The organism is Gordonia alkanivorans (assembly GCF_004011905.1).
Lineage (GTDB): Bacteria > Actinomycetota > Actinomycetes > Mycobacteriales > Mycobacteriaceae > Gordonia > Gordonia alkanivorans.
In genome coordinates this window covers 1,018,874-1,043,371 of sequence record NZ_CP027114.1, presented here as the reverse complement: position 1 = coordinate 1,043,371, position 24,498 = coordinate 1,018,874, and the positions used below count along the sequence as shown (strand labels likewise).

Sequence of the window (24,498 nt, the reverse complement as noted above, 5' to 3'; positions counted from 1 at the left end):
TCGTCGGGCCCGTTCTGCGAGTACGCCAAAGCGTCAGCCGATAGGCGTCGAGACCGGCAGGTTCACGAAGCTCGGCCGGTTCGGGTCGAGCTGGATGTGCTGCGGCCTCAGTCCGGACTCGTTGAGCAGCGGCCGCAGCGGCAGTCCGCGCGGGAAGTTCATCGCGAAGACGTCGACGCGTAGGCGGTGACCCGGCTTCACGATCGCCTCGGTGGGCAGCAATCCGATGTCGATGCTGACCGGCCGTCCCGGCGCCACCCGCTGCCGTGTCGACAGGGTGAGGTCGTAGAACGGGTCGATCACGTCGCCGTTGGGTGCGAATTGTGATGCCGCACGGTCGTACCCGCGGAGCGACGCGACCACCTGACCGGAGCTGATGACCTTCGACGTGCCGTCGGGTGCGACGTCGTTGAGGGTGGCCGTCCAGTAGCCGTCCGTGGCGTCGAGCACGGTGTTCAGCCGGACGTTCGAGTAACCGGACACGCTGCGGGTCGTCGTCAGCGGGGGAGTGGTGAACGTCAGCGCGGCGCGTTCGGAGATCCGGGCGTCGTCGGCGCAGCCCGGGAAGATCGCCAGCGCACCGGCCATCTGCTGCGCGGCGTCGCGCGAACACACGGGTGCGAGGCCGGGGGCGATTGTCATGCGCGCCCGCGACTGCGGCGCCGTCGGGGTCAGGCTGCCGTCGCGGACCGCGTACGGGGCGGTACCGCTACGACGGTCGCTCAGATAGAGGCGCTGGCGTTCCATCCCGGCGCGCGGGAATTGCCGCGCGGTGATCCAGGAGTCGCCGACCTGCTTGAGGTTGACCGGACCGTAGGAGTCGATGCCGTTGTCGATTCCCTTGAGCCACTTGTCGAACCAGGCCTTCTGCAGCACGTCCAGGCGCGGCGGCGTGCCGGCGCGTCCCTGCTGGCCGCCACCGATGGTGAGGTGGTAACCGTCGCCCATGATCAGCTGCTTCTTGCCGGGGGGCAGCGGGATCTTGTTGTACATACGGACTTCGGAGTTGGTGAACAGGTCGAACCAACCGCCGTAGATGAACGTCGGCGTGGTGATGTTCTCGGCGCGATCGAGCCAGGCCGTGCGCGGCTCGGAGTCGGTCTCCAGCAACTCCTTCAGCTCCGGCGGCACCGACGCGATGTCGGGGGTGAAGAGGCCGGCGAGGAGCTGCGGGTAGAAGGTGAGGGGATCGGCGATCCGGTCGGCCAGCCACTTCCAGTCGAAGGTGCCGTTCAGCATCGACGCCACGTTCGGGATCATCTTGGTGGTGTTGACCAGCGTCAGCCAGAGCGGCAGGAAGCCGACGCCGAGTGCGCCGCCGGGCGCGACGATGTCGCGGATGAGGTCGCCGCCCGGTTCGACCGGGAAGATCGCCTTGAGCGCCTTCGGGTTCTTGTTGGCGGCCTGGATCTGGTTGATCGCCGAGTAGGAGACCCCCGACATACCGACCTTGCCGTTGGACCACCGCTGCTTCGACGCCCAGTCGATGACCTCGACGGTGTCGCGCTGCTCGCGGTCCTGGAAGACATCCCACTTGCCCTGGGAGAAGCCGGTTCCGCGTACGTCGACGACGACCTGCGTGTAACCGCTGCGGACGAGGTCGAAGTCGACGAGGAAGGTCTTGGCGCCGCCGTCACGGATGGTGTGCGCGATGTCGTTGATGCCGTCGATCGGGGTGCCCGACAGATTGATCGACCGGGCGAGCTGCAGGAGGAACGGTTCGAGCACCGGATGCTGGGTGACCGCGGAACCGATCGAGCTGACCAGCTTGGTGTACGGGGTCATGTTGACGATGACCGGCGTCTTCGTCGACGTCGGACGTTCACGGGCGTCGGCGGGCCGGTACACGTTCGCACGCAGGACGGTGCCGTCGCTCATCCGGATCGGCACGTCCCAGCTGACGTTCACGCCGGCATGAGGTTGCGGACCGTCGTGGCTCGCGGCCCAACGTGCTGCCGCCGACCCTCCCGTCGGACCACTCGGTGCGGCACCCGAGACCGCGGTCGGCGCGACCAACACCGCGACGAGTGCGATCACCCCCGCCAGCAGACGAACACTCTTCGACGACCTGCCCATACACACCCCCGCGTGTGATGCGCCGCGCCGACGGCTGAGCGTCGTCGCGGCGATACCTGATCAAGATCACAACTTAGCATTAGGAGTGATGCGGGTCACCGGTGGTCAGTTGAGGCTGAGGTCGATCGGGTGCGTCGCGAGAAGCGGCATCGGCCACGGTTGCCGGCGCAGGATGTCGAACCAGACGTCGGCGCCGGGCGGGGCGAGCAGGTCGCGGGGGAGTGCCGAGGCGAGCATCCAGCTGAACTGGTCGAGCTCGTCGTCGAGCTGACCGATTCCCCATCCGCTGTAGCCGGCGAAGATGCGCACACCTTCGAGCACCTCGGACAGCGGTTCCGGGTCGGCGTCGAGGTCGACGAGGACTACGCGGCCGTCGACGGGACGAAGAGCGGGATGGTCGTCGACGTCGTAGCCGTGCTTCATCACGCCGAGGCACAGTGCCGCGTCCTGCTTAACCGGGCCGCCGACGTAGAGCGCGCGAGGCGACGCCGCGATGTCCGTCCACTTCGGCAGCAGGTTGTGCACCGCTGTCTGGCTCATGCGGTTGAGGACGACGCCGAGACTGCCTGCCTCGTTGTGCTCGATGACATAGATGACCGTGCGCGCGAATGTCGGTTCGATGAGATCGGTCGAAGCGATCAGCGCGGTGCCGGGACGGACGCGATGGGTGGGATCGGCGTCCCAGGGGACACCGGGCATGCGACCACTGTCACCGCTGCCCGCCGAAGGATCCCCGGAGCGGAATTCCGGTGTGGGATCGTCTGCGTCGTCACCGCCGGCCACTCAGCCATCATCGCACGTCCGTCGAGTCCCGGGGTCGGCGCAGCCGACGGACCCCACCGGCGTCGGTGAGTACGCTTGAACGGGTGAACAGCACCGAGGTGAGCCAAAGCCGCGGGTGGTCGGTGTTCATCCATTCGCTCCGTCACTCACCGGGTCTGGGACGGTTGCTGTTCGTCCGTCTCTCGAGTCAGGTCACGGACGGGATCTTCCAGGCAGCGCTCGTCGGGAGCATCCTCTTCAACCCCGAACGTCACGCGGATCCGCTGGCCGTCGCGGGCGGTCTCGCAGTGCTGTTGTTGCCCTATTCGCTCATCGGTCCGTTCGCCGGAGCGCTGCTCGATCACTGGGATCGACGCAATGTGCTGCTGTACGCGAACCTGTTGCGCGGCGCGATCATCGGACTCGTCGCAATCGCGGTCGCATCCGGCGCACCGGACCTGGTGGTGCTGATCTCCGCACTCGCCGCAACGGGTGCGAGCCGGTTCGTCGCCGCGGGTCTGTCCGCCGGACTCCCGCACGTGGCCAGACGCGAGGTGATCGTGGCGACCAACGCGTTGTTCACGACGCTCGGCGGCGCGATGCTCAGCGTCGGACTCGGGATCACGCTGGGTCTGCGCGCCATCTTCGGCGACGACAACTCGGGCAGTGCGCTCACCATGCTCGCCGGCATCGTGTTGGCTGTCGTATCCGGCGGTCTGGCGCATGGATTCCGACCGCTGCAACTGGGTCCCGACGAACCCGACGATCCGGGCAGGTCGGCGTTCCATGCGGTCTCGGTCGGCCTGTGGCACGGCGCCCGGGCGGTCGCGACCCACAAGACGGTGGCGGCCGCACTGTCGGCCATCGGCGCCCACCGACTCGTGTTCGGCATGAACACGTTGATGATCCTCGTGCTGACCCGGCAGATGGGACCGGGCGACGGGCTCGACCGCGTCAGCCTCGTCATCGGTTTCACCGGAGCAGGTGCCCTCCTCGCCGCGGTGATCACCCCGATCGCGGTGGCACGCGTCGGGCGGTACGCCGCGCTGATGTGTGCACTGGGCGTCGGAGCCGTCGCCGAGGTGACCGTCCTGGGATTCCACTTCGCGGTCATCTGCGGATCGGCGTTCGTGCTGGGTCTGATCGGCCAGGTCGCCAAACTGTGCGGTGACGTCGCGATGCAGGTCGACGTCGGTGACGCGGTACGCGGTCAGGTGTTCTCCGTGCAGGATGCCGTGTTCAACATCGCCTACGTCGGCGCGGTCACCATCGCGGCACTGGCGATCCCCGTCGACGGCCACGCCACCGTGCTCGTCGTCCTGGGTGTGGTGCTCTACCTGCTCGGCATGGTGGCGGTGCGCGCCCTCTACAACCGTGCGGAAGAAGCCGGTGAACCCGCGGCCGGTCCACGGGCGGTCAGCGACCCCGCCGCGTGAACCGCGGGTCCCGCTTGTCGTAGGCCGCGTCGGCGACCCCGTCTCCGTTCAGGTCCACCAGCACCGTGTCCGTCACACCGTCCCCGTCGGCGTCGACATACAGGCGCTCGGCCGTCAGCCGACCTCCCTTCTCGGCCCCCACCAGTTCGAGGTCGGTGGATCCGTCCGCGTCCAGGTCGAGGCGCAAGTCTCTCGGCCCGTCGGGTTCCCCTGACCCGTCGGCCTCGGGGGAGCGCGCCTCCGGCGAGCCGGATTCGCCAACCACCCCGACGCGGTCGACGGCACGGTCCCACAACCCCGCGCCGGAGTCGCGGTAGAAGGCGTCCGGCTCCCCGTCCTCGTCGGTGTCGAGAGCTGCCACATCGGCTTTGCCGTCGCCGTCGGTGTCCCACATCGCGTCGTCCCGACGGCCGTCACCGTCGAAGTCGAGGCGGACCGCGTCGGGCCCGGAATCGCCGAGAGCGGTGTCGGCAGGAGTGGACCAGCGGGTCGTCGAACCATCGCCGGGCCCGAAGAAATACTCGATCACCGGGTCCATGCGTTCTTGGACGCATGCACCACCCCGGCCGGTTCCATCGATCCCACGCCACATCACCCCCGGCGTGTGACCGAGCCCGTTCGTACCCGGTAGGTTGAGGCCCTATGTACGTCAGCGACCTCGGCGAGCAATGGCATGCAGCGCGGCTGAAACCCGCCCTCGCGCATCTCGACTCCGCATCCGCCGGGCGATCGTCGTACGGCGTGATCGGCGCGATGACCGCTCACCTGTGGCGTGAGACCGAACGTGGCTCCTACGTCGCCGCCGACGACCGCGCCGAGGAAATCGCCCGCGACACACGCAATCTGGCCGCCCTGATCGGGCACACGCCCGACGAGATCATCTTCCGCGAGAGCGCCCGTGCAGCCCTGCGCGCCCTGCTCACCAACTGGAGTCTCCCCGTCACCTCGACGGTGTGGGTGGCGAAGAACGAGTTCGGTCCCAACCTCGAGGAGTTCGAGCGTCGCGGCTATGCCGTCCGCACGATGCCCGACGCCGACGTCTACGGCCACGTCGACACCGATGCGCTCGAGAACATGCTGCAGTTCGAGCAACCCGACTTCATCCACATCTGCCACATCGGGTCGATGTCCGGCGCGGTGCAGCCGGTCGCGCGGATCGTCGAGCTGGCCCACCGCGTCGGCGTGCCGGTGGTGGTCGACATGGCCCAATCCGTCGGGCACGTCCCCACCGTCACCGGCGCCGATGTCGTCTACGGCACCAGCCGCAAGTGGCTGGCCGGCCCGCGCGGTGTCGGTTTCGTCGCGGTGCGCCGAGACTCCCTGCGACCGGTCGAGATCGACGGATCCGACGCATTCATCGCCGGCCGCCTCGGACTCGGCATCGCGGTTCGCGAACTGCTCGACGTCGGACAGCAGCGGGTCTTCCGCGAGCTGGCGATGATCGGCAGGGTCACCCGCGAGCGACTGCACGGCATCGCGAGCTGGGAGGTCGTCGAACCGCTCGACGAGCCGTCGGCGATCGTGACCCTCGCGCCGCCGCCCGGGTGGCAGTTCGAGGACGTCGCCACCGCACGGGAGAAGCTGCTCTCGCTCGGCATCCTGGTCACCGCGGCGGGCACCTGGCGCGCACCCCTGGCGGCCGAGACGCCGGTCCTACGCCTCAGCCCGCATCTCGACGCGCAGCGCGAAGACCTCGACCGTCTCGCAGATGCGTTGCGCACCATGGGGTATTGAGCGCGGAGCGCTCAGCCCAAGACCCGACCCACGATCTTCTCGATCTCCGGTCGTGCCAGATCGGCGTCGCGCCGGACCAGGCCGATCCGTGTCCGCCGGTGCAGGACATCGTCGACGCCGACCGCGCCTTCGTGCGTGACCGCGAACTCGATCTCGGCGCGGGTGACGTCGATGCCGGGGGCGATCGGATCCAGCGGTCGGTCCACCGTGGCCGTCTCGACGACCGTCGGGGCCTCCCCGCCGAAGCGCGCCACCAGCGACGCCGGGAGTCCCTTCTCGCGCGGGTCGCGCAGGGCTCCGACCAGCGCGGTCGTGGTGGTGACACACTCACCCGCGGTCAGATCGGTGGTGGTCAGGGCGGCGTCGACCGCGTCCTCCGCCATCCGGCGGTAGGTCGTGAGCTTGCCGCCGAGCACGGTCACCAGTCCGTCTCCGCGAACCCGGACGTGGTGCCGGCGCGAGACATCGGCGAGGCCGTCTGATTCGGCGCCGGGGGTCCCGCGTTCGTCGATGAGCGGCCGCAGACCGGCGTAGACGCCGATGATGTCGGAGCGGTCGAGGGTCCGGGTCAGGGCGGGGTTGATCGCATCGAGCAGGAAGTCGATTTCGGAGTCGTCCGGTGTCGGCACATCGGGAATCGCGCCCGGCGCCGCGACGTCGGTGAGGCCGATGTAGACCCGACCCAACTGTGCGGGTAGTGCGAATACATACCGGGACAACGACTTTCCGACCGGGACGGTCAGTGCGGCGGTCGGGTTCCCCAGGGCCGTCGCGTCGACGACGAGATGGGTTCCGCGGCTGGGTTGGACGGCGATCGAGTCGTCGACCGCGCCGGACCAGACGCCGGTGGCGTTCACGACCATCCGCGCGCCGACGTCGAAGCTCTCACCCGTGAACACATCGCTGAGCGTGGCACCGCGCCCGTCGACCCGGTCGGCGCGCGTGTACGTGCAGATCAGCGCACCGTAGGCGGCCGCGGTGCGCGCCACGGCGACGACGAGCCGGGCGTCGTCGATCAGCTGCCCGTCGGTGGTCGAGATCCCGCCGCGGAGTCCGGCCGGCGACAGGGTCGGACAACGGCCGAGGGTCTCCATGACCGACAGTCGCGACGGCGGCGGCAACAGCGCACTCGGCGTTCCGGCGTTGCGGCGCAACAGATCTGCCGCACGCATCCCAAATCGCAGCACCGAGCTCTGCCGTTCACCGCGGTCGGGGAGGATCTGTCTGAGCGGAGAGATCAGATGTGGCGCAATGGATGTCATCAGGTGATGGCGTTCGACGGCACTCTCCCGGGCGATCCGGAGATCACCTTTCGCGAGATACCGCAGACCACCGTGTACGAGTTTGCTGCTCCAGCGTGACGTACCGGTGGCCAGGTCGCCCTGCTCGACGAGGGCGACCCGCAGGCCGCGGGTGGCCGCGTCGAGAGCGACACCCGCGCCGGTGATCCCGCCACCGATCACCAGCAGATCGAGGGGCCCAGAACTCGATGCCATCGACTCCAGAGCGCGACCGCGGGTCCGCGCGGACAACGTGGCCATCAGAAGGACGTCCTCATGGCGCGGGCCTCAGATAGCCGGCGATGACGCCGTGGAGTTCGGTGCTCCAGCCCTCGGCGAGGATGTCCGACACCAGCGCCCCGGATTGCAGGAAGCTCTGCGCGATCAGCAGCACCATCGACGCCATCCGCTTGGCGTCACCGGCACGCACCTGCTTGCGTCCCTGCCCTTGGGCCAGCATGTCCGCCAGCAATGCGAGCACACCCTGCTGACTGGTGCCGAGGCGTTCGAAGACGTACGGCGCCATGAAGTCCCGCTGTTCACGCCACAGGGACGAGATGAGGTCGCTGTCGCGCAGCGCCCCGACCACCGTCACCACCTGGTCGGCGAGTGCGTCGAGGTCCTGCGGCTCGCCGCGCTCACCGATCACGTGGTCGACGATGGTGAGAACCTCACGGGTGAGCAGATCGCGGATGATCTCGGTGATGTCGGGCCAGCGCCGATAGACGGTGGGTCGGCTCACCCCTGCTTGGCGGGCGACCTCGGAGACGGTCACCTTGCGGCCGCCACTACGCAGCAGGCAGACCCTGGCCGCGTCCAGAACGAGATCCCCGATCTCCTCGTTACGGATTGACATGATGTGTAACACTGTAACGGATCACACAATCGGCGGGGGGCCGACCACATGACCATCCGACACGTCACCATCGTGGCCAGTCCGTATGCGCGGCACGGAGCCGGGCTACACGTGGCGCAGGACGCCGCCGGCCTCCTGAAAGCACAGAACGTCGCGGTCGACATCATCGTCGGGGAGGACATGGCCGATGCCGCCGACCTCGCCGGAAAGGCCGCTCGGGGAGACACGGACGTGTTGGCCATCGCCGGCGGTGACGGCACCATCCGCCTCGCGGTCGAGGCCAGCATCGGTTCGGGCAAGCCACTCGCCGTCATCCCCGCCGGCAGCGGCAACGACTTCGCCCGCAACCTGCACATCCCGCTCGACACCGCCGAAGCCGTCCAGGTGATCCTCGACGGCCACCGACGACCCGTCGACCTGGGCCGCGTCAGCTTCCCCGACGGCCGCACCGCCCTGTTCGCCACGGTCGCGGCCACCGGCTTCGACGCCGCGGTGACCGCGCGCGCCATCGACATGCGCCGGCCCCGGGGACAGTCGCGGTACACGATCGCCGCATTGTTCGAGCTCATCGCCCTGCGGTCACGGCACTACCAGGTCCGCGTCGACGACGACACCGTCGAGGCCGACCTCATCCTCGCCGCGATCGGGAACACCACCTCCTACGGCGGCGGCATGAAGATCACCCCGAAGGCATCGGTGTCCGACGGGCAGCTCGACGTCACGCTCGCGAAGATTCCGCCGCGGTTCGCCCGGCCGACGCTTGCCCGCGTCTTCCCGAAGGTGTTCGCCGGCACGCACGTCGACCATCCGCTGGTGCAGACGATGCGCGGGGGCGAGGTCGAGCTCTACTGCGACCCGCCCGCGCTGGTGTCCGTCGACGGTGATCTCGTCGGTGAACTGCCCGCGGTGTTCGAGGCTGTCCCGCACGCGATCGAGGTCTTCACGCCGCCGACGCCGGCACCGACGCCGAGCTGACGGGTACTGCTCCTCCCCGCGCCTACTTCTCCCCTCGCGCTGCCCACCACTCCCCGAGCGCCTGTTCGGCCTCCTCGTGGCTGAGCGGTCCGCGGTCCAGCCGGAGTTCTTTCAGATACCGCCAGGCCTGGCCGACGATCGGTCCGGGCGGGACACCGAGCATCTCCATGATCGCGTTGCCGTCGAGGTCGGGGCGGACCTTCTCCAGGTCCTCGGCCTCCTTCAGGGCTGCGATCCGCTGTTCGAGGTTGTCGTAGTTCTGCTGTAGCCGGCGGGCGCGTCGCTTGTTCCGCGTCGTGCAGTCGGCACGCACCAGCTTGTTGAGACGGTCCAGCAGGGGACCGGCGTCGTTGACGTAGCGCCGTACGGCCGAGTCGGTCCAGGCACCGTCGCCGTAGCCGTGGAACCGCAGGTGCAGGAACACCAGGTCCGCGACGTCGGAGACGACGGCCTTCGGATACTTCAGCGCCCGCATCCGCTTGCGCACCATCTTGGCACCGACCACCTCGTGGTGGTGGAAGCTGACACCGCCGCCGGGTTCGTGGCGCCGGGTCGCGGGCTTGCCGATGTCGTGCAGCAGTGCCGCCCAGCGCAGGACGAGGTCGGGATCGCCCTCCTCGAGGTCGATCGCCTGCTTCAGCACGGTGAGTGAGTGCTGGTAGACGTCCTTGTGCTGGTGGTGCTCGTCGATGGTGAGCTTCATCCCGGGGATCTCGGGCATCACCCGTTCGGCCAGACCGGTTTCGACCATCGCGTCGATCGCGTCCAGGGGGAACTCCCCGCAGATGAGCTTGTCCAGCTCGGCGCGGACCCGTTCGGCGGTGATGCGGTCGATCTCACCGTTCATCTCGGTGATGGCCTGCCACACGCGTGGCGCGAGCCCGAATCCGAGCTGCGAGATGAAACGGACGGCGCGCAGCATGCGCAACGGATCGTCGCCGAAGGACTGTTCCGGTGTGGCCGGGGTGTCGATCATCCCGGCCAGCAACGCGGACATACCGTCGAGCGGATCACAGAAGTCCTCGGCGCCCGTCGCACCGATACGTACGGCCATCGCGTTGACGGTGAAGTCACGGCGGATCAGGTCGTCGTCGAGGGTCTCGCCGAAGGTGACCTCGGGATTCCGGCTGACCTGGTCGTAGCTGTCGGCACGGAAGGTGGTGATCTCGATCTGGTGCTCACCCTTGCGGATGCCGACCGTGCCGAACTCGATGCCGACATCCCAGAAGGCGTCGGCCCATCCCTTGAGGAGGCGGGACACCTGCTCGGGACGAGCGTCGGTGGTGAAATCCAGGTCGTTTCCCAGCCGGCCCAGCACGGCGTCTCGCACCGAGCCACCGACCAGGTACAACTCGTGACCAGCCGCCGCGAACAACTCCCCGAGGGGAGCCAGGACGTCGTCGAGCTCCCGGAGCGCTATCGCCGCTGCAGCCAGCAGCCGCGTCTTGCGGTCCGGATCCGACACCGACGGCCGTACATCCGACGGAGAAGAGTCATTCACGGCTTGCCACCCTACCGTCGTCGCCCGCGGCTTCGACGCCGTGGAGGAGGCCGGACCACGGGCCGAGTCGTGGCCACCTGTCGATATCCGTCGTACACCGTGTCCGCCCGTTCCGTGGCCGGTGTCGACATCCTCCCCGCACTACGAGGCGTCCGGGCAAACTGCAGGTGACCAGCCGCTAGCATCGTGGAGTGTCCACCGATTCCTCGACCAACCCTTCAGACGTCAGCGACGTCTCGTCGGGTTCGCATGGGGACGGTGGCGGACATGCAGGTCAGAATCCCGCCGGCCAGGGGCGTCGCACCCGGCGCGGTCGCCGGCGTCGAGGCCGCCGCAAGGGCGAGGGTCGCGGAACGACCGCGGCGCACAACAACGGTGGTCACGCCGCCGCCGGTCACAAACAGTCCGGTTCCAAGCAGAACGGCCCCAAACAGAACGGCCACAAACCGGGCTCCCACAAGCAGCACAACCCGGCCACGTCGCCGGCGCCGTCGACCGGCCGGCCCACCCCGAACGACCTCGTCCGCGCCCGCACCGCCGATCCCGCCTGCCCCGACCCCGTCGAGGCCGAGTCGGTGGAGAGGCTCCCCGTCGACCCCGACCGAGCCCGCCCGAAGGTCACGCCGCCGAAGCCTTCCGACATGGCCACGGTCACGGCGACCATCACCACCAAGGGCCTGACCCAGACGACGACGGGCAAGGCCGGTAAGGGCCGCCGCCGCTCCTCACGGGCGGATCGCACCGCCGACCGGTCCGACGATCGCACCAACACCGAGAAGCTCCGGACCGTGCGGGAGACGTCGGCCGGCGGACTCGTCGTCTCCGACCTCGGTCTGCCGATCGACGAGCTGTCCGCCGCGCTGATCGGCCGGGTGGATCGTCGCGGCCGGATGATGTGGTCGCTGCCCAAGGGCCACATCGAAACCGGCGAGACCGCCGAGCAGACCGCGATCCGTGAGGTCGAGGAGGAGACCGGAATCCTGGGCACGGTCGTCGCGCCGCTGGGCAAGATCGACTACTGGTTCGTGAGCGAGGGTCGTCGCATCCACAAGACCGTGCACCACTACCTCCTGCGTTGTGTCGGCGGCGAATTGTCCGACGCCGACTACGAAGTCAGCGAGGTGGCCTGGGTGCCGTTGCACGAGTTGCCGCGTCGCCTCACGTACTCTGACGAGCGGCGACTCGCCCGGATGGCCCGCGGCGTGATCGCCGATCTCGCCGCCGACCCGACCCGACTCGCCCAGTCCGAGGCCGACAGCATTCGCACCGAACCCAACGCCTATGAGAAAGCCGCCGCAGCGCGCAATCAGCGCCGCAACGAGCCCCCGCCCCCGGCTCGTCCGCGCCGGCGACGACGCCGTCCCCGACGGCCCGCGGCCGGCGATGGCTGAGCCGCGGCTGTTGCCTGTCCGGTCCGGTCCGTTCTCTCGTCCTTCTCTCCGCCGATCCGAGCGACGCCATGATCGTCGCGGCGGGATCATCGATCCGCGGGTGCAGGTCGTGATCGCGTTGGCCGCGGTGCTGGGGGTCGTCGCACTACTGCTGCTGCCGGGTGTCGCCGCACCGGCCTCCGCCGTACCCGAGACGAGTGCCACCGGGGCGAATCCCGCCCAGCAGTCGTCGCCGCGGTTCGCACGCATCGTCATCGACTCGATGTCGCCGTCGATCGTCACCACCACCAGCCGGCCGGTGGTGACGGTGAGCGGTCGTGTCGACAACATCGGCGACCGCTCGATCAGCAACCTGTCGATCCGCCTCGAACGCGGTGATGCCGTCGGGTCGGCCTCGGGACTCCGCACCCAGCTCGCCGACGACGATCCCGCGGTGGCCGTCGCCGGTCCGTTCGAGGCGCTCAGCGAGTCCCTCGCGCCGGGGGAGAGCGTCGGCTTCCGGATGTCGATGGCGCTGTCCGCCGGTTCCGGACCCGACGGCCAGGGACTCGGGATCTCCGCGACCGGCGTCTATCCGATGCAGGTCAACGTCAACGGCACCCCCGACTACGGCAACCCGGCCCAGGTCGCCGGTTCGCGCATGCTGCTACCCGTGCTGTCGCTGCCGCCCGACGAGATCCGTGCCCGCGACTACGTCGACCCGACCGCCGACGAGACGGGTTCCCCGTCGGTGCCCGGGCTCGGGCCCGACGGTTCGGTCTCGGCTGATCTGGCCAGCCCGGCCCGGATGACGATGCTGTGGCCGATGGCCGCGCCGCCGCAGCTCGCGCCCGGCGTCCTCGGCGGCAGCACCGAGCCCGTCCGGCTCATCAATGAGGACATGGCACGGTCGCTCGACACCGGCGGCCGGTTGAACGAACTGCTCAAGGCCTTGCAGAAGGTTGTCGGGGCACCGCCGCGCGAGCAGTCCGGACCACCGTCCTCCGAACCCCCGGCAGAGAGCCCGGCCGAACCGGCCCCGGTTGCGGTGCCCGGCTCCGAGAAGCTCGCCGAGAGCATGTGCCTGGCCATCGACCCCGACCTCGTCGTCACCGTCCGCGCGATGTCCCTCGGCTATGAGGTGTCGACGAACCCGGCCGACCCGACCTCGGCCGCCCGGCCCGGCAACGGATCCGAGATCGCCGGCCGCTGGCTCGACGACCTGCGGTGGACCGCGAGCCGGATGTGCGTGGTGGCGTTGCCGTTCGCGCAGGCCGACCTGACGTCGCTCGCCCGGATCGGCAACTCCGGACTCACCGAGGCGGCACTCCGTAAACCCGCCGACATCGTCGACGCGATCCTGGGCGTACGCAGCGTGCGAGGCCTGTCCGTGCCCGCGATCGGCGCCGTCGACGACGCCGGTGCCGACGCCCTGGCCGAGGCCGCGGTGACCTCGACCGCGCTCGCGTCGAACTCGGTCGTCCCCACCGGCCGCCGCGACGACACCGGCCGCTACCGCGTCGGACGCCTCACCGCCCAGACCTTCGACGCACCCATCACGGCGTCACTCGCGGCGATCGGCACCGCACCGAGCACCCCGGCCCTCACCCCGGAATCGCAGCAGGTCGACCTCACCGACGAGTCGACGGGGAGTCGACGCCAGAGTGCGATCGCCGCGCTGGCCTACCCGGCGATCGTCGCGCCGCAACCGGATCCGGCCGACGGTTCGAACCCCCGGATCCCGGTGGCGGGTCGCTCGGCGTTCCTCGTGCCCCCGACCTACTGGTCCCCGACGGTCGCGGATTCGGATGCACTCTTCGCGACCGCGCGCCTGCTGCTCGAGTCCGGTGCCGCGACGCCGACACCCCTCGCGTCCCTGGTGCAGGAACTGAACACCGCCGACGCCACCGGCCGCCTGACCAACCCGCCCGGGGTGGGACCCGTCGGTCGCGTCGGATCCGTCCTCACGTCGCAGGCGACCGCCGCCATCCGTCGAAACGTCGAGGACAGCTGGCAGTTCGAGGGCGCGCTGGTCCGTTCGGCCGATGTCGCGGCCACCCCGGAGCGGTACATGTCGCCGCTGCGCGAGGACCAGCTGCGTGCCATCAGGTCCCCTGATGTGGAGGGATCCGCGGTCTACACGCATCTGCGACGGCTGCAGGAGGAGCGCATCGACGCCGTGGCGTCGACCCTGCACCGCCTCGGTCAGTCCGTGACGATCCTCGACCCCGGCGGCCGGTACACCCTGGCCTCCGAACGCAGCCCGGTCCTGCTCGCGGTCCGCAACGACCTCGCCCTGCCGGTGCGGGCCCGCCTGACCACCTCCGCGCCCGAGGGCATCGAGATCGGCGATCTCGGGGTGATCGAGATCCCCGCCCGCGGAACCCGGCAGATCCAGCTCCCCACACGCGGTGAGACCTCCGAGGCCATCACCATCGACATCCGGCTGGCCACGGTCACCGGTGTACCCCTCGGTCAGCCGATCACCCTGCAGGTACACACCAACGCCTACGGCAAGCCGCTGTTCTACATCACCATCGTCGCCGGCGTGGCGCTCGTGCTGCTGACCGCACGCAGGCTGTGGCACCGGTTCCGCGGTCAGCCCGACCCCGCCGACGCCGACCGTCCCGAACCCGACGAACTCGAGCGGATGCTGGCGGGAAGCGGGTATCAGGAGCGACGCCGTACCCTGCAAGGCGAAGGTCGGCCACCCGGAGATGAGCCGGAAGACCACCCGCACGACCCCTGATCGAGCACTGAACGAGGATGGCGAAACACCACGTGAACTGGAACGATGTGCCGCGCGAACCGCGGCCGGGGACACCCGGTGCGGTGCCTCCCCAGCGTCCGGATCGCGCTGCACCCCGCCGGATCCCGCCCGGCTCCGGCCCCGTGCCGCCACCACCGCGGCCCGGCCGGCCGGTCCCGCCGCCTCCTGCTCCCGGCGCCCGGCATGCCCAGGGACCCGTCGCCGGCGGTCTCCGAGTCGACGCCCCGCCGGCCCGGCCCGGCCGTCTGGACGCGGCCGGCTACCACGAACGACACAGCGGTGAGACCGACGCCGTCAACACCGGGTCGTCGAAGACGGTGACCGCCGGCGACGACTCGTCGTCGACCGGTCTGGCGCGCGACTCCGACTCGAGCATCCTGCGGACCAGTGGCTCGATCGCCATCGCGACCCTCTTCAGTCGCATCACCGGCTTCCTGCGCACCGTTCTGATCCTGGCGATGCTCGGTTCGGGCATCGCCTCGGCGTTCCAGGCCGCCGACGTGCTGCCGAACATGATCGCCGAGGTCGTGCTGGGCGCCGTGCTCACGGCCATCGTCATCCCGCTCCTCGCGCGCGCGGAGGCCGAAGACGAAGACGGTGGTCAGGGGTTCCTCAACCGCATCTTCACGATCACCGTGGTGGTGCTCGGCTCGGCGACGGTCCTGGCCGTCATCGCGGCGCCACTGCTGACCTACCTGAATCTCGGTGACGGACAGGTCAACCGGGACCTGTCCACCCACCTCGCGTACCTGTTGCTGCCGGAGATCCTGTTCTACGGGCTCTCCGCACTATTCATCGCCGTGCTCAACCTGCGCGGCCTGTTCAAACCGGGCGCTTGGGCTCCGGTGCTGAACAACGTCGTCCAGATCACGACCCTCGTGCTGTACGCCCTGGTGCCCGGCGAGATCACTCTCAACCCGGTCCGGATGAGCGATCCGAAGCTGCTCGTCCTGGGTATCGGCTGCACTCTCGGCGTGGTGCTGCAGGCCATGGTCCTGGTGCCGTTCCTGCGTAAGGCCGGGGTGCATCTGAAGCTGGAATGGGGCATCGACGCCCGGCTGCGCCAGTTCGGCAACATGGCGCTGGCGATCGTCGCCTACGTCGCCCTGCTGCAGGTCGGTCTCATCGCGACGTACCGCATCGCCGCCTCCGCCGAGGAGTCCGGCGTCAGCATCTACTTCACCCACTGGCAGTTGCTGCAGCTGCCCTACGGCGTGCTCGGCGTGACCATCCTGACCGCGATCATGCCGCGACTGTCGCGCAACGCGGCCGCCGACGACACGAAAGCCGTGGTCGACGATCTGTCGCTGGCCACCCGACTGACGATGGTCGCGCTGGTTCCCGTCGTGGCGTTCATGACCTTCTTCGGGCCGGCCATCGCCATCGCGGTGTTCAACTTCGGCCGGTTCGACGCCGCCGACGCCTCCCAGCTGGGTTCAGTGCTCGCCTGGGGTGCGTTCACGCTGATCCCGTACTCGATGACACTCGTCCAGCTACGCGTCTTCTACGCCCGTGAGGACGCCTGGACCCCGACCTTCATCGCGCTCGGCATCACCGTGGTCAAGGTGACGTCGTCGTACATGGGCCCCGTCCTGTTCGACGACCCGTCGAACGTCGTGCGGTGGCTCGCCCTGTCCAATGGGCTGGGCTACCTGGTCGGCGCCATCGTCGGCCACTATCTGCTCCGCAGCCGCCTGCGCGGCGCACGACTGACGAACGTCGCCCGCACCACGCTGGTGACCTTCGCGGTCTCCCTCAGCGTCTCGGCGGTCGTGTGGGCAGTCGCCAAGGTGTCCGGCCTCGATCACATGATCGGCTGGCTCGGCAAGGTCGGCTCGGTGCTCTACCTCGTCCTCACTGCGGTCGTCGTGCTGTCGGTGACCTACGCGGGTCTGGCCGCCGCGCGGGTGCCGGACGTGGTCGCGATCGGCAACTCGGTGCGTCGTCTCCTCGGCCGGTTCGTCCCGGCCCTCGCGCCGCCCGCAGAGCCCGAACGCGAACAGTCCCCGGCGATCACAGTTCAGTTTCCGCGCGTCTCTGCCGACGAATCGCTCCCGTACTCTGGTCAGGTACAAGTGCTGCGCCGCTTCGACAGGGGTACCGCGACGTGGCAGTCCTACTCTGTGCACTCCGGCGGCGCGATCGGCGCCGGCCGGGATGTACGTCCCATCCCAGAGCGTGCACCGGTTCCGCGCGACATCAGATACCGGAGGAAAGGAGTCCGTCGCGTGAGTGACAGCGAGATCGACACGACTGCGCCCACCGGGTCGCCCGTCGAATCCGGCCCCGGCGAATCCCATTCCGCCGAACCCCATTCCGCCGGACCCCAGACTCCCTCCACACCCGCTCACGCCCCGACCCCGGATGCGGCGGCCGCTGCCCCCGCTCCGGAGGTCGCCCGTCGACGCGGCCCGCGCCTGATCCCGGGCGCGGCGGTCGCCGGCGGCCGATACCGACTCCTCGAACAGCACGGCGGCACCCGCGGTCTGCAGTTCTGGCGCGCCCAGGACATCAACCTCGACCGCGAGGTGGCACTGACCTTCGTCGACGCGGACCAGCTCGCCCCGCCGCTCGAGCGCGGACAGGCGATCAAGGCGACCGACCAGGGACCCCAGGCGGTCCTCTCGCGGACCCTGCGCCTCGGACAGATCACCTCCGACGGCGTGGCCCGGGTGCTCGACGTCGTGCGCGGCTCCTCCGGCGGCATCGTGGTCGCCGAGTGGGTGCCCGGCTCGTCGCTCGCCGACGTCGCCCGGTCCGAGCCGTCCCCGATCGGTGCCGCTCGTGCCGTGCGCTCGCTGGCCGCGGCCGCCGAGATCGCCCACCGTTCGGGCGGCGCACTGTCGATCGACCATCCCGACCGCATCCGGATCAGCCACGACGGCAACGCGGTTCTCGCCTTCCCGGGCACACTCGCCGGAGACGACAAGGCCTCCGACGTGCGCGGACTCGGCGCGGTGCTCTACGCCCTCCTGCTCAACCGGTGGACCCTCGATCCCGAGAACGGCTCGCGACTCGTCACCACCGAGGACGTCACCGAACCGATCGGCGGAATCCCGGTGGCCGCACCGGGTGAGAACGGTCAGCCGCTTGAACCGAGGGCGGCCAAGCCCGACATCCCGTTCGAGATCTCGGCCGTCGCAGCGCGTGCGCTCGACGGCACCCGCGGGATCCGGACCGCGGCGACGGTCCAGCATGTCCTCGACCAGGCAACGGTCGTTGACCTCAACACCGACATGCTGCCCGCCATCACCGACGCCGACGCGCCGCCGCCGGTCTCGGTGGCGCCGCGGGTCGGCAGCGCCGAGCACAAGCCGGGACGCAAGAACCTGGCACTGCTGATCGGCGCAGGCCTGCTCGCGATCTTCGTGGTCATCGCGCTGATCGTCGGAGCCACCAACGTCTTCGGGAGCGGTGACGGCTCGAGTGACATCGACTCGATCCTGACCACCACCGAGCCGGCACCGCCGGGCGAACCGGCCCCCGGGGCGAATGCACCCACCGAGGCCCCGCCGGCGCAGGACATCGCGCTCCGGTCGGTGACCGTGGCCGACTTCTCGTCGCAGCCGCCGGACAACTCGGCCAATGTCGGCAATGTGATCACCGGTGCCGCGCCGCCGTGGCAGACCGACAACTATCGGGGCCGTCCCGAGTTCGGCGGTCTGAAGCCGGGCCTGGGGCTGATGTTCGACCTCGGGGACGAGCGCGCCGTGAAGTCGGTGACCATCGAGACCCCGACCCCGGGTTTCGACGTCGAGATCCGCACCTCGCCGAACGCGAAGCCCGCCTTCGCCCGGACCACCCCGGTGGCCGCGGGTCGTGTCGATCAGAACACCACGACCATCCGGATCGCGTCTCCGCAAGCCAGCCGCTACGTGATGGTGTGGATCACCACGCTGCCACCTGCGGCGGGCGGCTACCAGGCCGAGGTCGGCCGCGTCACGATGGCGGGCTGACCGACTCGTTCTCGACGCCTGACGCCACCGGTTCGGCAGCGGGCTCGCCCGTCTTCGGCGTCCACCCGGGCGGTCCGAAGATGTAGCCCAGACGAGCCCGCCAGCTCGACGTCGATCTCACATCGCGGGCGATCGCCACGTACTCGTGCGTCTCGAGTCGCCAGATGTTGTACGTGTCAACCGGTTTGGTGAGACCGTAGCGCGGGCGTCGTACCTCCGGCGTGAACGATCCGAACATCCGGTCCCAGATGATGAAGACGCCACCGTAGTTCCGATCGAGATACTCGGGATCGCGCCCGTGATGGACGCGATGGTGCGACGGGGTGTTGAACACGTACTCGAACGGTCGCCACATCCTGTCGATGTGCTCGGTGTGAATCCAGAACTGGTAGATGAGGTTCAGCGAGTACGCGAAGAAGACGAGAGCCGGCGGCACGCCGAGCAGGGGGAGCGGTAGCCACATCACGATCGCCGCACTGATGTTCCACTTCTGGCGCAGCGCGGTCGCGAAGTTGAAGTACTCGCTGGAGTGATGGGCCTGGTGCGTCGCCCACACGATGCGCACGCGGTGCGACACCCGATGCACCCAGTAGTAGATGAAGTCCACCGCCACGAAGGCGATGACCCACGAGTACCACTGGTCCATCGGCAGATGCCACGGAGCGACATACGTGAACAGGGCGGTGTAGGCCAGCAGCCCGAGAAGTTTCCAGAAGGCGCTGGTGCCGATGGAGACGAGCCCCATGAGGACACTCGCGCGCGCGTCCCGCGTCTCATACGCGCCCGGCAGCGGTCCGCCCTCGCCATCGAGGCCGTTCTCGGGGTCGTGTTCGAGCTTGGCGGCGGCGAACCATTCGATCGCCAGCATCGTCACGAAGAACGGGATCGCGAGAACCGTCGGCTCGCGCATCGGTTCCGGTAAGAACTCCAACACGGTGTACCCCTTCGCCCACCATCTGACACGTCAGCATGTCAGTTGCTTCTGACAAGGTAACGTGTCAGAAGCGAGGCTGTAAAGGGCCTGGTGGTGAAGAAGGAGGAGAGCGGTGTCGGTCTCGTCATCGACGGCCGGTCGCCGCTACGGCGGGGCCGATCCCGAGGAGCGCCGCGCCCGACGCCGCGCCGCACTGATCGAGGCCGGCCTGGAGATCTTCGGAACCGACGGCTACGCAACGGCATCGGTCAAGAACATCTGTGCTCTTGCCGGCCTGACCCAGCGCTACTTCTACGAGTCCTTCGGCGACCGCGCCGAGCTGCTCGAAGCGGTCTACCTCGACTGCGTCGACTTCGTCCGCTCTGCGACCGTAGCCGCCGCGGCGGAGTTTCTCACCTCGGGACCGGAAGACCGAACCACCGCCATCCGATCGGACCCCAATCGTTCCGACAGCGAGCACGGGACATCTTCTCCGGAGATGAAAGGCATTGCCGCCGAGCATGTTCCGTCGGCGGCGCGGGCCACCCTGGGTGCCTTCATGTCGTGCTTGGCGCAGGACCGTCGGCGTGCCCGCGTGATGCTCGTCGAAGTGGTCGGGGTCTCCGGCAAGCTCGAGCGCGTCCGCATGCACGCCATCCACGGATGGGCTGAGCTGATATTGAACTTGGCCCGCGGGACCATGACGCCTTCACGCGGGCAGCGTTTGACCTCCGTCGCCCTGGTTGGTGCCGTCACGCAGCTGCTCGTCGACTGGTACATCGCGGGGGAGGCGCCCGGGGATGAACCGACGCCGCCGTCCCACGACCCGCCCGACCGTGACCTCAACAGCGGTGACCTCAACAGCGGCAACGACATCGACGACATCCTCGACGTCTCCGTCGACCTGCTCATCGCGTCGCATGCCCGGCTGGTGACCTGACCCCCGACCGCTGCGTTGCCTACCGCGACGGCCACTCCGGCAGAGTCCGCACCCAGCCCCAAAAAGCACTTTTCGGACAATTCGCGGGAATGCCGATATCTGGCATTCTAGACGTTGATCGTCGAATTCTCCGGTTCCCGGTATTCATTACATCAATGTATTTCAAGAATTACAGGGAATCGACTTTCTGATCGGGCACGAATCGAGCCCGATCCAGAGTGTCGAAGAGTACATTCAGCAATGTTCGCTGTTGCCGATCAGGCCCCCCGGAGGTGCCGAGTGAGCACTGCCAAGGAACGTGCGGAACAACTGCATCTTGTTGCGCGACTTCACTCTTCGTATCCAGAATTGATTGATGCCCCGTACCCGGACATGCTCGACCACGCCCGGATCGCCGCATATTGGAAACCCGTTCACGACGTCGGTGGTGAGCCAGACTCACCGATGTTCCTCGAGGGCAAAGAGTACGAGACATGGGAGCATATGACCTACGTCATGTGTGAGGTCCTCGCCTGGCGAGGAATCTGGTTGTCGGAGGAACGTCGACGTATCGGCAATGTCGATGTCGGGCGCGCCCAGTATCTCGGACTGCCGTATTACGGTCGGTGGATAATCGCCGTTGCGCGGGTCCTCATCGAGAAGCACCACATCAAGCTGGGCGAGCTCACCGAGCGGATGGTCGAGATCCAGGAGCGCTACGCGAACGGAACAGGTGGCAAGGCCCCCGAGGCCAAGCCACGCGGTGAAGGCGACGGTTCCGGGGTCGTCCGCAACGAACATCACAAGCGGGCCGTCGGCAAAGGTGACCCCCAGGTATATGCCGGTCAGGCGGGCGAGCCGCGATTCGCGTTGGGTGACGAAGTCCTCGTCCGGGAGATGCCGGTCATCTTCTACACGCGCACACCCGAATACTGCCGTGGCGCCACCGGAAAGATCGTCAAGATCGCCTATGAGAGCCCGGCGGCAGAAGACGAGACCTTCGCGATGGACGACGCCAAGACCGAATGGTTCTACGTCGTGCAGTTCCCGATGGCCGACCTGTGGCACGGCTACGGCGGGCCGACAGGCGACACCTTGCAGACCGAGATCCCGGAACGTTGGCTGGCACCAGCCGGCGGCTAGGACAGGACACGCAATCATGAGCAACGACGCCCACGACCACGACCACGAGCGGACCGTCGCGCCGATGGTCGACGAGATCACCGACTTCGAGGTCCTCGAGATCGCCCTGCGCGAACTGTGCATCGAGAAGGGGATCTTCACCGCGGACGAACATCGACGTTTCACCGAGTTCGCCGAACAGATCGGCCCCACACCCGCGGCGGCGCTCGTCGCACGGGCCTGGCTCGAACCGGACTTCAAAGAGCTTGCGATGAAGGAGCCGATGACCGCGAGCAAGGAGGTCGGGGTGGACTGGCTGGAACCCACGGGTTTCGGAACACCCAGTGACTTCACGGCATTCGAGATCTTGGCGGATACCCCTACCGTGCACAACGTGATCGTGTGCGCGCTGTGTTCGTGTTACCCCCGTCCGATCCTGGGCAATTCACCCGAGTGGTACCGGACACCGAACTACCGCCGTCGGATGGTCCGCTGGCCGCGCCAGGTCCTCGCCGAGTTCGGCCTCGAACTGCCCGAGGGCGTCAGCGTCAACGTGCAGGACTCCAACCAGAAGCACCGCTTCATGGTGATGCCGCAGCGTCCGGCCGGGACCGAGGACTGGAACCACGACCAGCTCGCCGAGATCATCACCCGCGACTGTGTCATCGGGGTCGCCCTGCCCAAACCCGGAGTGACAACCAACCGTGTCACGTCGATCCGTCCCGCAATTCACCCGATGGAGGGCTGACACGAATGTCGACTCCGCATCGTCCCCGCGTCTATCCGCCTCTCGTCGACATCGTCGGACGCGGCCAGGTATGGCCCCGAATGGCGTCGAAATACGGTGTGGAGAACGCGATTCCGCCGTGGAAGTCCAGCCTGGACGGGCTCTGTGACGCACTCGATCAGGCCTCCGGCACCACCTGTGCCCCTGGCCCGGTCGAACGACGCGATGAAGAGGACCGGCTGGCGGCGACCACGTATGCCGACCTTCCCTATCCGGAGAATCAGCTCGTCGCCCTCGCCCACACACTGCTCGACCGCGGGGTGATCGACGAGCGCGAACTCGCCGAACGGATGGCCGCGGTCCGGTCACGGCTGGAGGCCTGAGGGCGGGGGCAACGCAGTTGTCCACAGTCGAAGCAACCCTGTAGACAACCGCCTCATCGCAGCGTCGTGCGATGACTTCTCCATTACTCTCAGCGCATGGCCGGGGGGAACGACGCAGTTGACCTGCGCACCGATGAGCAGTTGCTGGGCGCTCACGTCGCCGGCGACCCGGGCGCGTTCTCCGTTCTCGTCAACCGTCACCTCGACTACCTGTGGTCGGTCGCCATTCGGACCAGCCAGAACCCCGAGGATGCTGCCGACGGGTTGCAGGACGCACTGCTTGCCGCGCATCGAACCGCGGCGGATTTCCGCTCCGCCGCGAGGGTCACCAGCTGGCTGCACCGGATCGTCGTCAATGCGTGCCTGGACCGGATTCGACGCAACAACGCCCGCCGGACCGTCCCCCTGCCCGAATGGGACGTGATGTCGATTGCGGACACGACAGACGACATCGCCGCGGTCGATCTGTCCGTCTCCATCGGTCGGGCGCTGCACACGCTGCCCGAAGGGCAACGACAGGCCATCGTCGCGGTCGACCTAGAGGGCTATTCGGTCGCCGAAGCGGCGTCGTTGCTCGGCGTCGCCGAGGGGACGATCAAGAGCCGATGCGCGCGGGGGCGCCTCAAACTCGCTCAGGTCCTCGGCCATCTCCGGACTGCCGAAGATGCGTAAGCCAATGCCTGCCAACGGGTTTCCGTCGGATTCGGTCGGGGCGGAACCGGAACCGCGCGTCGTGCGTCCAAGTATTCGACGACCAACGGACAACGACCAGCGAAATGCAGCCACCAAGACACCGACGCCCGACCTTCGGAATGGAAGACTGACACCATGACCCCGCGGGGACCTGACGACACCGAGTCCGGCGATCTGCCCGAGCCGCCGTATTCGGCGGAGACGCTGGCCGATCTCCACGCCGGGGTTCTGTCCGAACGCGCTGCCGCCCACGTCCGCGCACGGATCGCCGATGACGCTGCCGCGCAGGAGATCCTGGCAGCCCTGGCCCGGACGACGAGTCAGCTGCGCACGTCGGCCCCCACCCCGCATACGGTTCCGGATCATGTCCGCGCCGACGTCCAGGCCACACTGGCCGCTCTCGCCGGATCGTCCGCGATCGATGGTGCGGCAACTCCCGGTCCTGTGCGGCCCGGTCCCGGCCAAGACGCCCCGGTGGATCTCGCCGCACGGCGCGAACGATCCCGCCGGTGGAGGACCCTCCCGGTCGTGCTGGCCGCGGCGGCGGCGATCGTGGTGGTCGCTCTCGGCTCGATCGGCGTGCTGAGCCTGATGTCCTCGTCATCCGACGACGCCCGGTCGCCGATGCAGGCTCAACCCGGACCGACCCAGACCCTGGACCCGGCGGGTTCCGCGTCGGCCATCGCAGTCCTCGGCCGTACCGACGGTGCACCGTTCGGTTCGGTCGCGGCGCTCCGGCGCTGTACCGCGGCTCATCTCGTCCCCGCGACGGTCGTCATCGTGGGCTCCGGGCGGATCATCTTCCACGGCGACCCCGCTGCCGCCATCCTGCTGTCGACGGGGATCGCCGGCCGGTTCGACGCCCTGATCGTCGGTCTCGAGTGCGACACCGGCAATCCCGCGCTCCTGGCCAGGGGGACCATCGGCGCCTGATCCCCTCTACAGAGCCGAGACCTGCGTCACCACGCCGGACGCATGGACTTGACCGGGAACATCTGCGCTTACCCTTGTGTTGAAGCAGCCGT

At 68.5% G+C, this 24,498-nt stretch carries 19 protein-coding genes; 12 read left to right on the top strand and 7 right to left on the bottom strand.

The features are described 5' to 3' along the window. Positions 1-33 precede the first annotated feature (33 nt). Complete coding sequence (locus C5O27_RS04770) at positions 34-2,076, bottom strand: CocE/NonD family hydrolase (RefSeq protein WP_127962050.1); 2,043 nt, start codon at positions 2,074-2,076, stop codon at positions 34-36. A 105-nt stretch (positions 2,077-2,181) separates the two neighbouring features. Continuing rightward, positions 2,182-2,775, bottom strand: a complete 594-nt coding sequence (locus tag C5O27_RS04765; protein ID WP_127962049.1) for a YqgE/AlgH family protein — start codon at positions 2,773-2,775, stop codon at positions 2,182-2,184. Positions 2,776-2,942: 167 nt separating this feature from the next. Between C5O27_RS04765 and C5O27_RS04760 the strand changes: the two genes are divergently transcribed. Continuing rightward, the gene (locus C5O27_RS04760) at positions 2,943-4,274 is read left to right on the top strand and encodes an MFS transporter (RefSeq protein WP_006361141.1); all 1,332 of its coding nucleotides are present in this window, start codon (positions 2,943-2,945) and stop codon (positions 4,272-4,274) included. Here the strand turns inward: C5O27_RS04760 and C5O27_RS04755 are convergent. Then, positions 4,255-4,812, bottom strand: coding sequence for a hypothetical protein (locus C5O27_RS04755; RefSeq protein ID WP_075862908.1), 558 nt, complete (start codon positions 4,810-4,812; stop codon positions 4,255-4,257). The two genes, C5O27_RS04760 and C5O27_RS04755, sit on opposite strands and share 20 nt — an antisense overlap. Before the next feature lie 104 nt (positions 4,813-4,916). Here C5O27_RS04755 and C5O27_RS04750 point away from each other — a divergent pair, with 104 nt between their 5' ends. Continuing rightward, positions 4,917-6,008: an aminotransferase class V-fold PLP-dependent enzyme gene (locus C5O27_RS04750; RefSeq protein WP_006361143.1), complete on the top strand. Its 1,092-nt coding sequence runs from the start codon at positions 4,917-4,919 to the stop codon at positions 6,006-6,008. An 11-nt stretch (positions 6,009-6,019) separates the two neighbouring features. Here the strand turns inward: C5O27_RS04750 and C5O27_RS04745 are convergent, their stop codons facing one another. Both C5O27_RS04745 and C5O27_RS04740 read right to left on the bottom strand, forming a co-directional pair. Beyond that, entirely contained in the window at positions 6,020-7,549 is a 1,530-nt protein-coding gene (locus C5O27_RS04745; protein ID WP_127962048.1) for a glycerol-3-phosphate dehydrogenase/oxidase, read from the bottom strand. Positions 7,550-7,562: 13 nt separating this feature from the next. Further along, entirely contained in the window at positions 7,563-8,144 is a 582-nt protein-coding gene (locus tag C5O27_RS04740; protein ID WP_006361145.1) for a TetR/AcrR family transcriptional regulator, read from the bottom strand. A gap of 48 nt (positions 8,145-8,192) precedes the next feature. Between C5O27_RS04740 and C5O27_RS04735 the strand changes: the two genes are divergently transcribed. Beyond that, the gene (locus C5O27_RS04735) at positions 8,193-9,119 is read left to right on the top strand and encodes a diacylglycerol/lipid kinase family protein (protein ID WP_127962047.1); all 927 of its coding nucleotides are present in this window, start codon (positions 8,193-8,195) and stop codon (positions 9,117-9,119) included. A 22-nt stretch (positions 9,120-9,141) separates the two neighbouring features. Here C5O27_RS04735 and C5O27_RS04730 read toward each other — a convergent pair whose 3' ends face one another. Further along, complete coding sequence (locus tag C5O27_RS04730) at positions 9,142-10,584, bottom strand: CCA tRNA nucleotidyltransferase (protein ID WP_006361147.1); 1,443 nt, start codon at positions 10,582-10,584, stop codon at positions 9,142-9,144. Positions 10,585-10,811: 227 nt separating this feature from the next. On the opposite strand from C5O27_RS04730, the gene C5O27_RS04725 reads away from it, so the two are divergent. The 3 genes from C5O27_RS04725 to C5O27_RS04715 are packed head-to-tail and all read left to right on the top strand — an operon-like array spanning position 10,812 to position 18,716. Then, positions 10,812-12,011 (top strand): NUDIX hydrolase, encoded by a 1,200-nt coding sequence (locus C5O27_RS04725; protein ID WP_127962046.1) that lies wholly within the window; start codon positions 10,812-10,814, stop codon positions 12,009-12,011. Beyond that, positions 11,902-14,739, top strand: coding sequence for a DUF6049 family protein (locus C5O27_RS04720; protein WP_425269597.1), 2,838 nt, complete (start codon positions 11,902-11,904; stop codon positions 14,737-14,739). The genes C5O27_RS04725 and C5O27_RS04720 overlap by 110 nt, the downstream gene beginning before the upstream one ends. 17 nt (positions 14,740-14,756) lie before the next feature. Beyond that, complete coding sequence (locus tag C5O27_RS04715) at positions 14,757-18,716, top strand: murein biosynthesis integral membrane protein MurJ (RefSeq protein ID WP_244216590.1); 3,960 nt, start codon at positions 14,757-14,759, stop codon at positions 18,714-18,716. Here C5O27_RS04715 and C5O27_RS04710 read toward each other — a convergent pair. Then, entirely contained in the window at positions 18,700-19,650 is a 951-nt protein-coding gene (locus tag C5O27_RS04710; protein WP_075862906.1) for a sterol desaturase family protein, read from the bottom strand. The two genes, C5O27_RS04715 and C5O27_RS04710, sit on opposite strands and share 17 nt — an antisense overlap. A gap of 112 nt (positions 19,651-19,762) precedes the next feature. Here C5O27_RS04710 and C5O27_RS04705 point away from each other — a divergent pair, with 112 nt between their 5' ends. The 6 genes from C5O27_RS04705 to C5O27_RS04680 all read left to right on the top strand — a co-directional run bounded on the left by C5O27_RS04705 (position 19,763) and on the right by C5O27_RS04680 (position 24,406). Then, entirely contained in the window at positions 19,763-20,569 is an 807-nt protein-coding gene (locus C5O27_RS04705; RefSeq protein WP_035753900.1) for a TetR/AcrR family transcriptional regulator, read from the top strand. A 279-nt stretch (positions 20,570-20,848) separates the two neighbouring features. After that, positions 20,849-21,691: an SH3-like domain-containing protein gene (locus C5O27_RS04700; protein WP_075862905.1), complete on the top strand. Its 843-nt coding sequence runs from the start codon at positions 20,849-20,851 to the stop codon at positions 21,689-21,691. 16 nt (positions 21,692-21,707) lie between these two features. Beyond that, the gene (scnC, locus tag C5O27_RS04695) at positions 21,708-22,418 is read left to right on the top strand and encodes a thiocyanate hydrolase subunit gamma (RefSeq protein ID WP_127962044.1); all 711 of its coding nucleotides are present in this window, start codon (positions 21,708-21,710) and stop codon (positions 22,416-22,418) included. 5 nt (positions 22,419-22,423) lie between these two features. Beyond that, positions 22,424-22,780: an SH3-like domain-containing protein gene (locus tag C5O27_RS04690; protein WP_127962043.1), complete on the top strand. Its 357-nt coding sequence runs from the start codon at positions 22,424-22,426 to the stop codon at positions 22,778-22,780. Positions 22,781-22,876: 96 nt separating this feature from the next. Beyond that, on the top strand, positions 22,877-23,452 hold the full coding sequence (gene sigM, locus C5O27_RS04685) for an RNA polymerase sigma factor SigM (protein ID WP_127962042.1): 576 nt from the start codon (positions 22,877-22,879) through the stop codon (positions 23,450-23,452). A gap of 156 nt (positions 23,453-23,608) precedes the next feature. Next, entirely contained in the window at positions 23,609-24,406 is a 798-nt protein-coding gene (locus tag C5O27_RS04680; protein ID WP_127962041.1) for a hypothetical protein, read from the top strand. The last annotated feature ends 92 nt before the right edge of the window (positions 24,407-24,498 follow it).

Coding starts and splice junctions, on each gene's coding strand:
- C5O27_RS04745 (WP_127962048.1), bottom strand. CDS start 7,549: ATGGCCACGTTGTCCGCGCGGACCCGCGGTCGCGCTCTGGAGTCGATG.
- C5O27_RS04770 (WP_127962050.1), bottom strand. CDS start 2,076: ATGGGCAGGTCGTCGAAGAGTGTTCGTCTGCTGGCGGGGGTGATCGCA.
- C5O27_RS04755 (WP_075862908.1), bottom strand. CDS start 4,812: ATGGACCCGGTGATCGAGTATTTCTTCGGGCCCGGCGATGGTTCGACG.
- scnC (WP_127962044.1), top strand. CDS start 21,708: ATGAGCAACGACGCCCACGACCACGACCACGAGCGGACCGTCGCGCCG.
- C5O27_RS04690 (WP_127962043.1), top strand. CDS start 22,424: ATGTCGACTCCGCATCGTCCCCGCGTCTATCCGCCTCTCGTCGACATC.
- C5O27_RS04765 (WP_127962049.1), bottom strand. CDS start 2,775: ATGCCCGGTGTCCCCTGGGACGCCGATCCCACCCATCGCGTCCGTCCC.
- C5O27_RS04750 (WP_006361143.1), top strand. CDS start 4,917: ATGTACGTCAGCGACCTCGGCGAGCAATGGCATGCAGCGCGGCTGAAA.
- C5O27_RS04735 (WP_127962047.1), top strand. CDS start 8,193: ATGACCATCCGACACGTCACCATCGTGGCCAGTCCGTATGCGCGGCAC.
- C5O27_RS04680 (WP_127962041.1), top strand. CDS start 23,609: ATGACCCCGCGGGGACCTGACGACACCGAGTCCGGCGATCTGCCCGAG.
- C5O27_RS04720 (WP_425269597.1), top strand. CDS start 11,902: ATGAGAAAGCCGCCGCAGCGCGCAATCAGCGCCGCAACGAGCCCCCGC.
- C5O27_RS04715 (WP_244216590.1), top strand. CDS start 14,757: ATGGCGAAACACCACGTGAACTGGAACGATGTGCCGCGCGAACCGCGG.
- sigM (WP_127962042.1), top strand. CDS start 22,877: ATGGCCGGGGGGAACGACGCAGTTGACCTGCGCACCGATGAGCAGTTG.
- C5O27_RS04740 (WP_006361145.1), bottom strand. CDS start 8,144: ATGTCAATCCGTAACGAGGAGATCGGGGATCTCGTTCTGGACGCGGCC.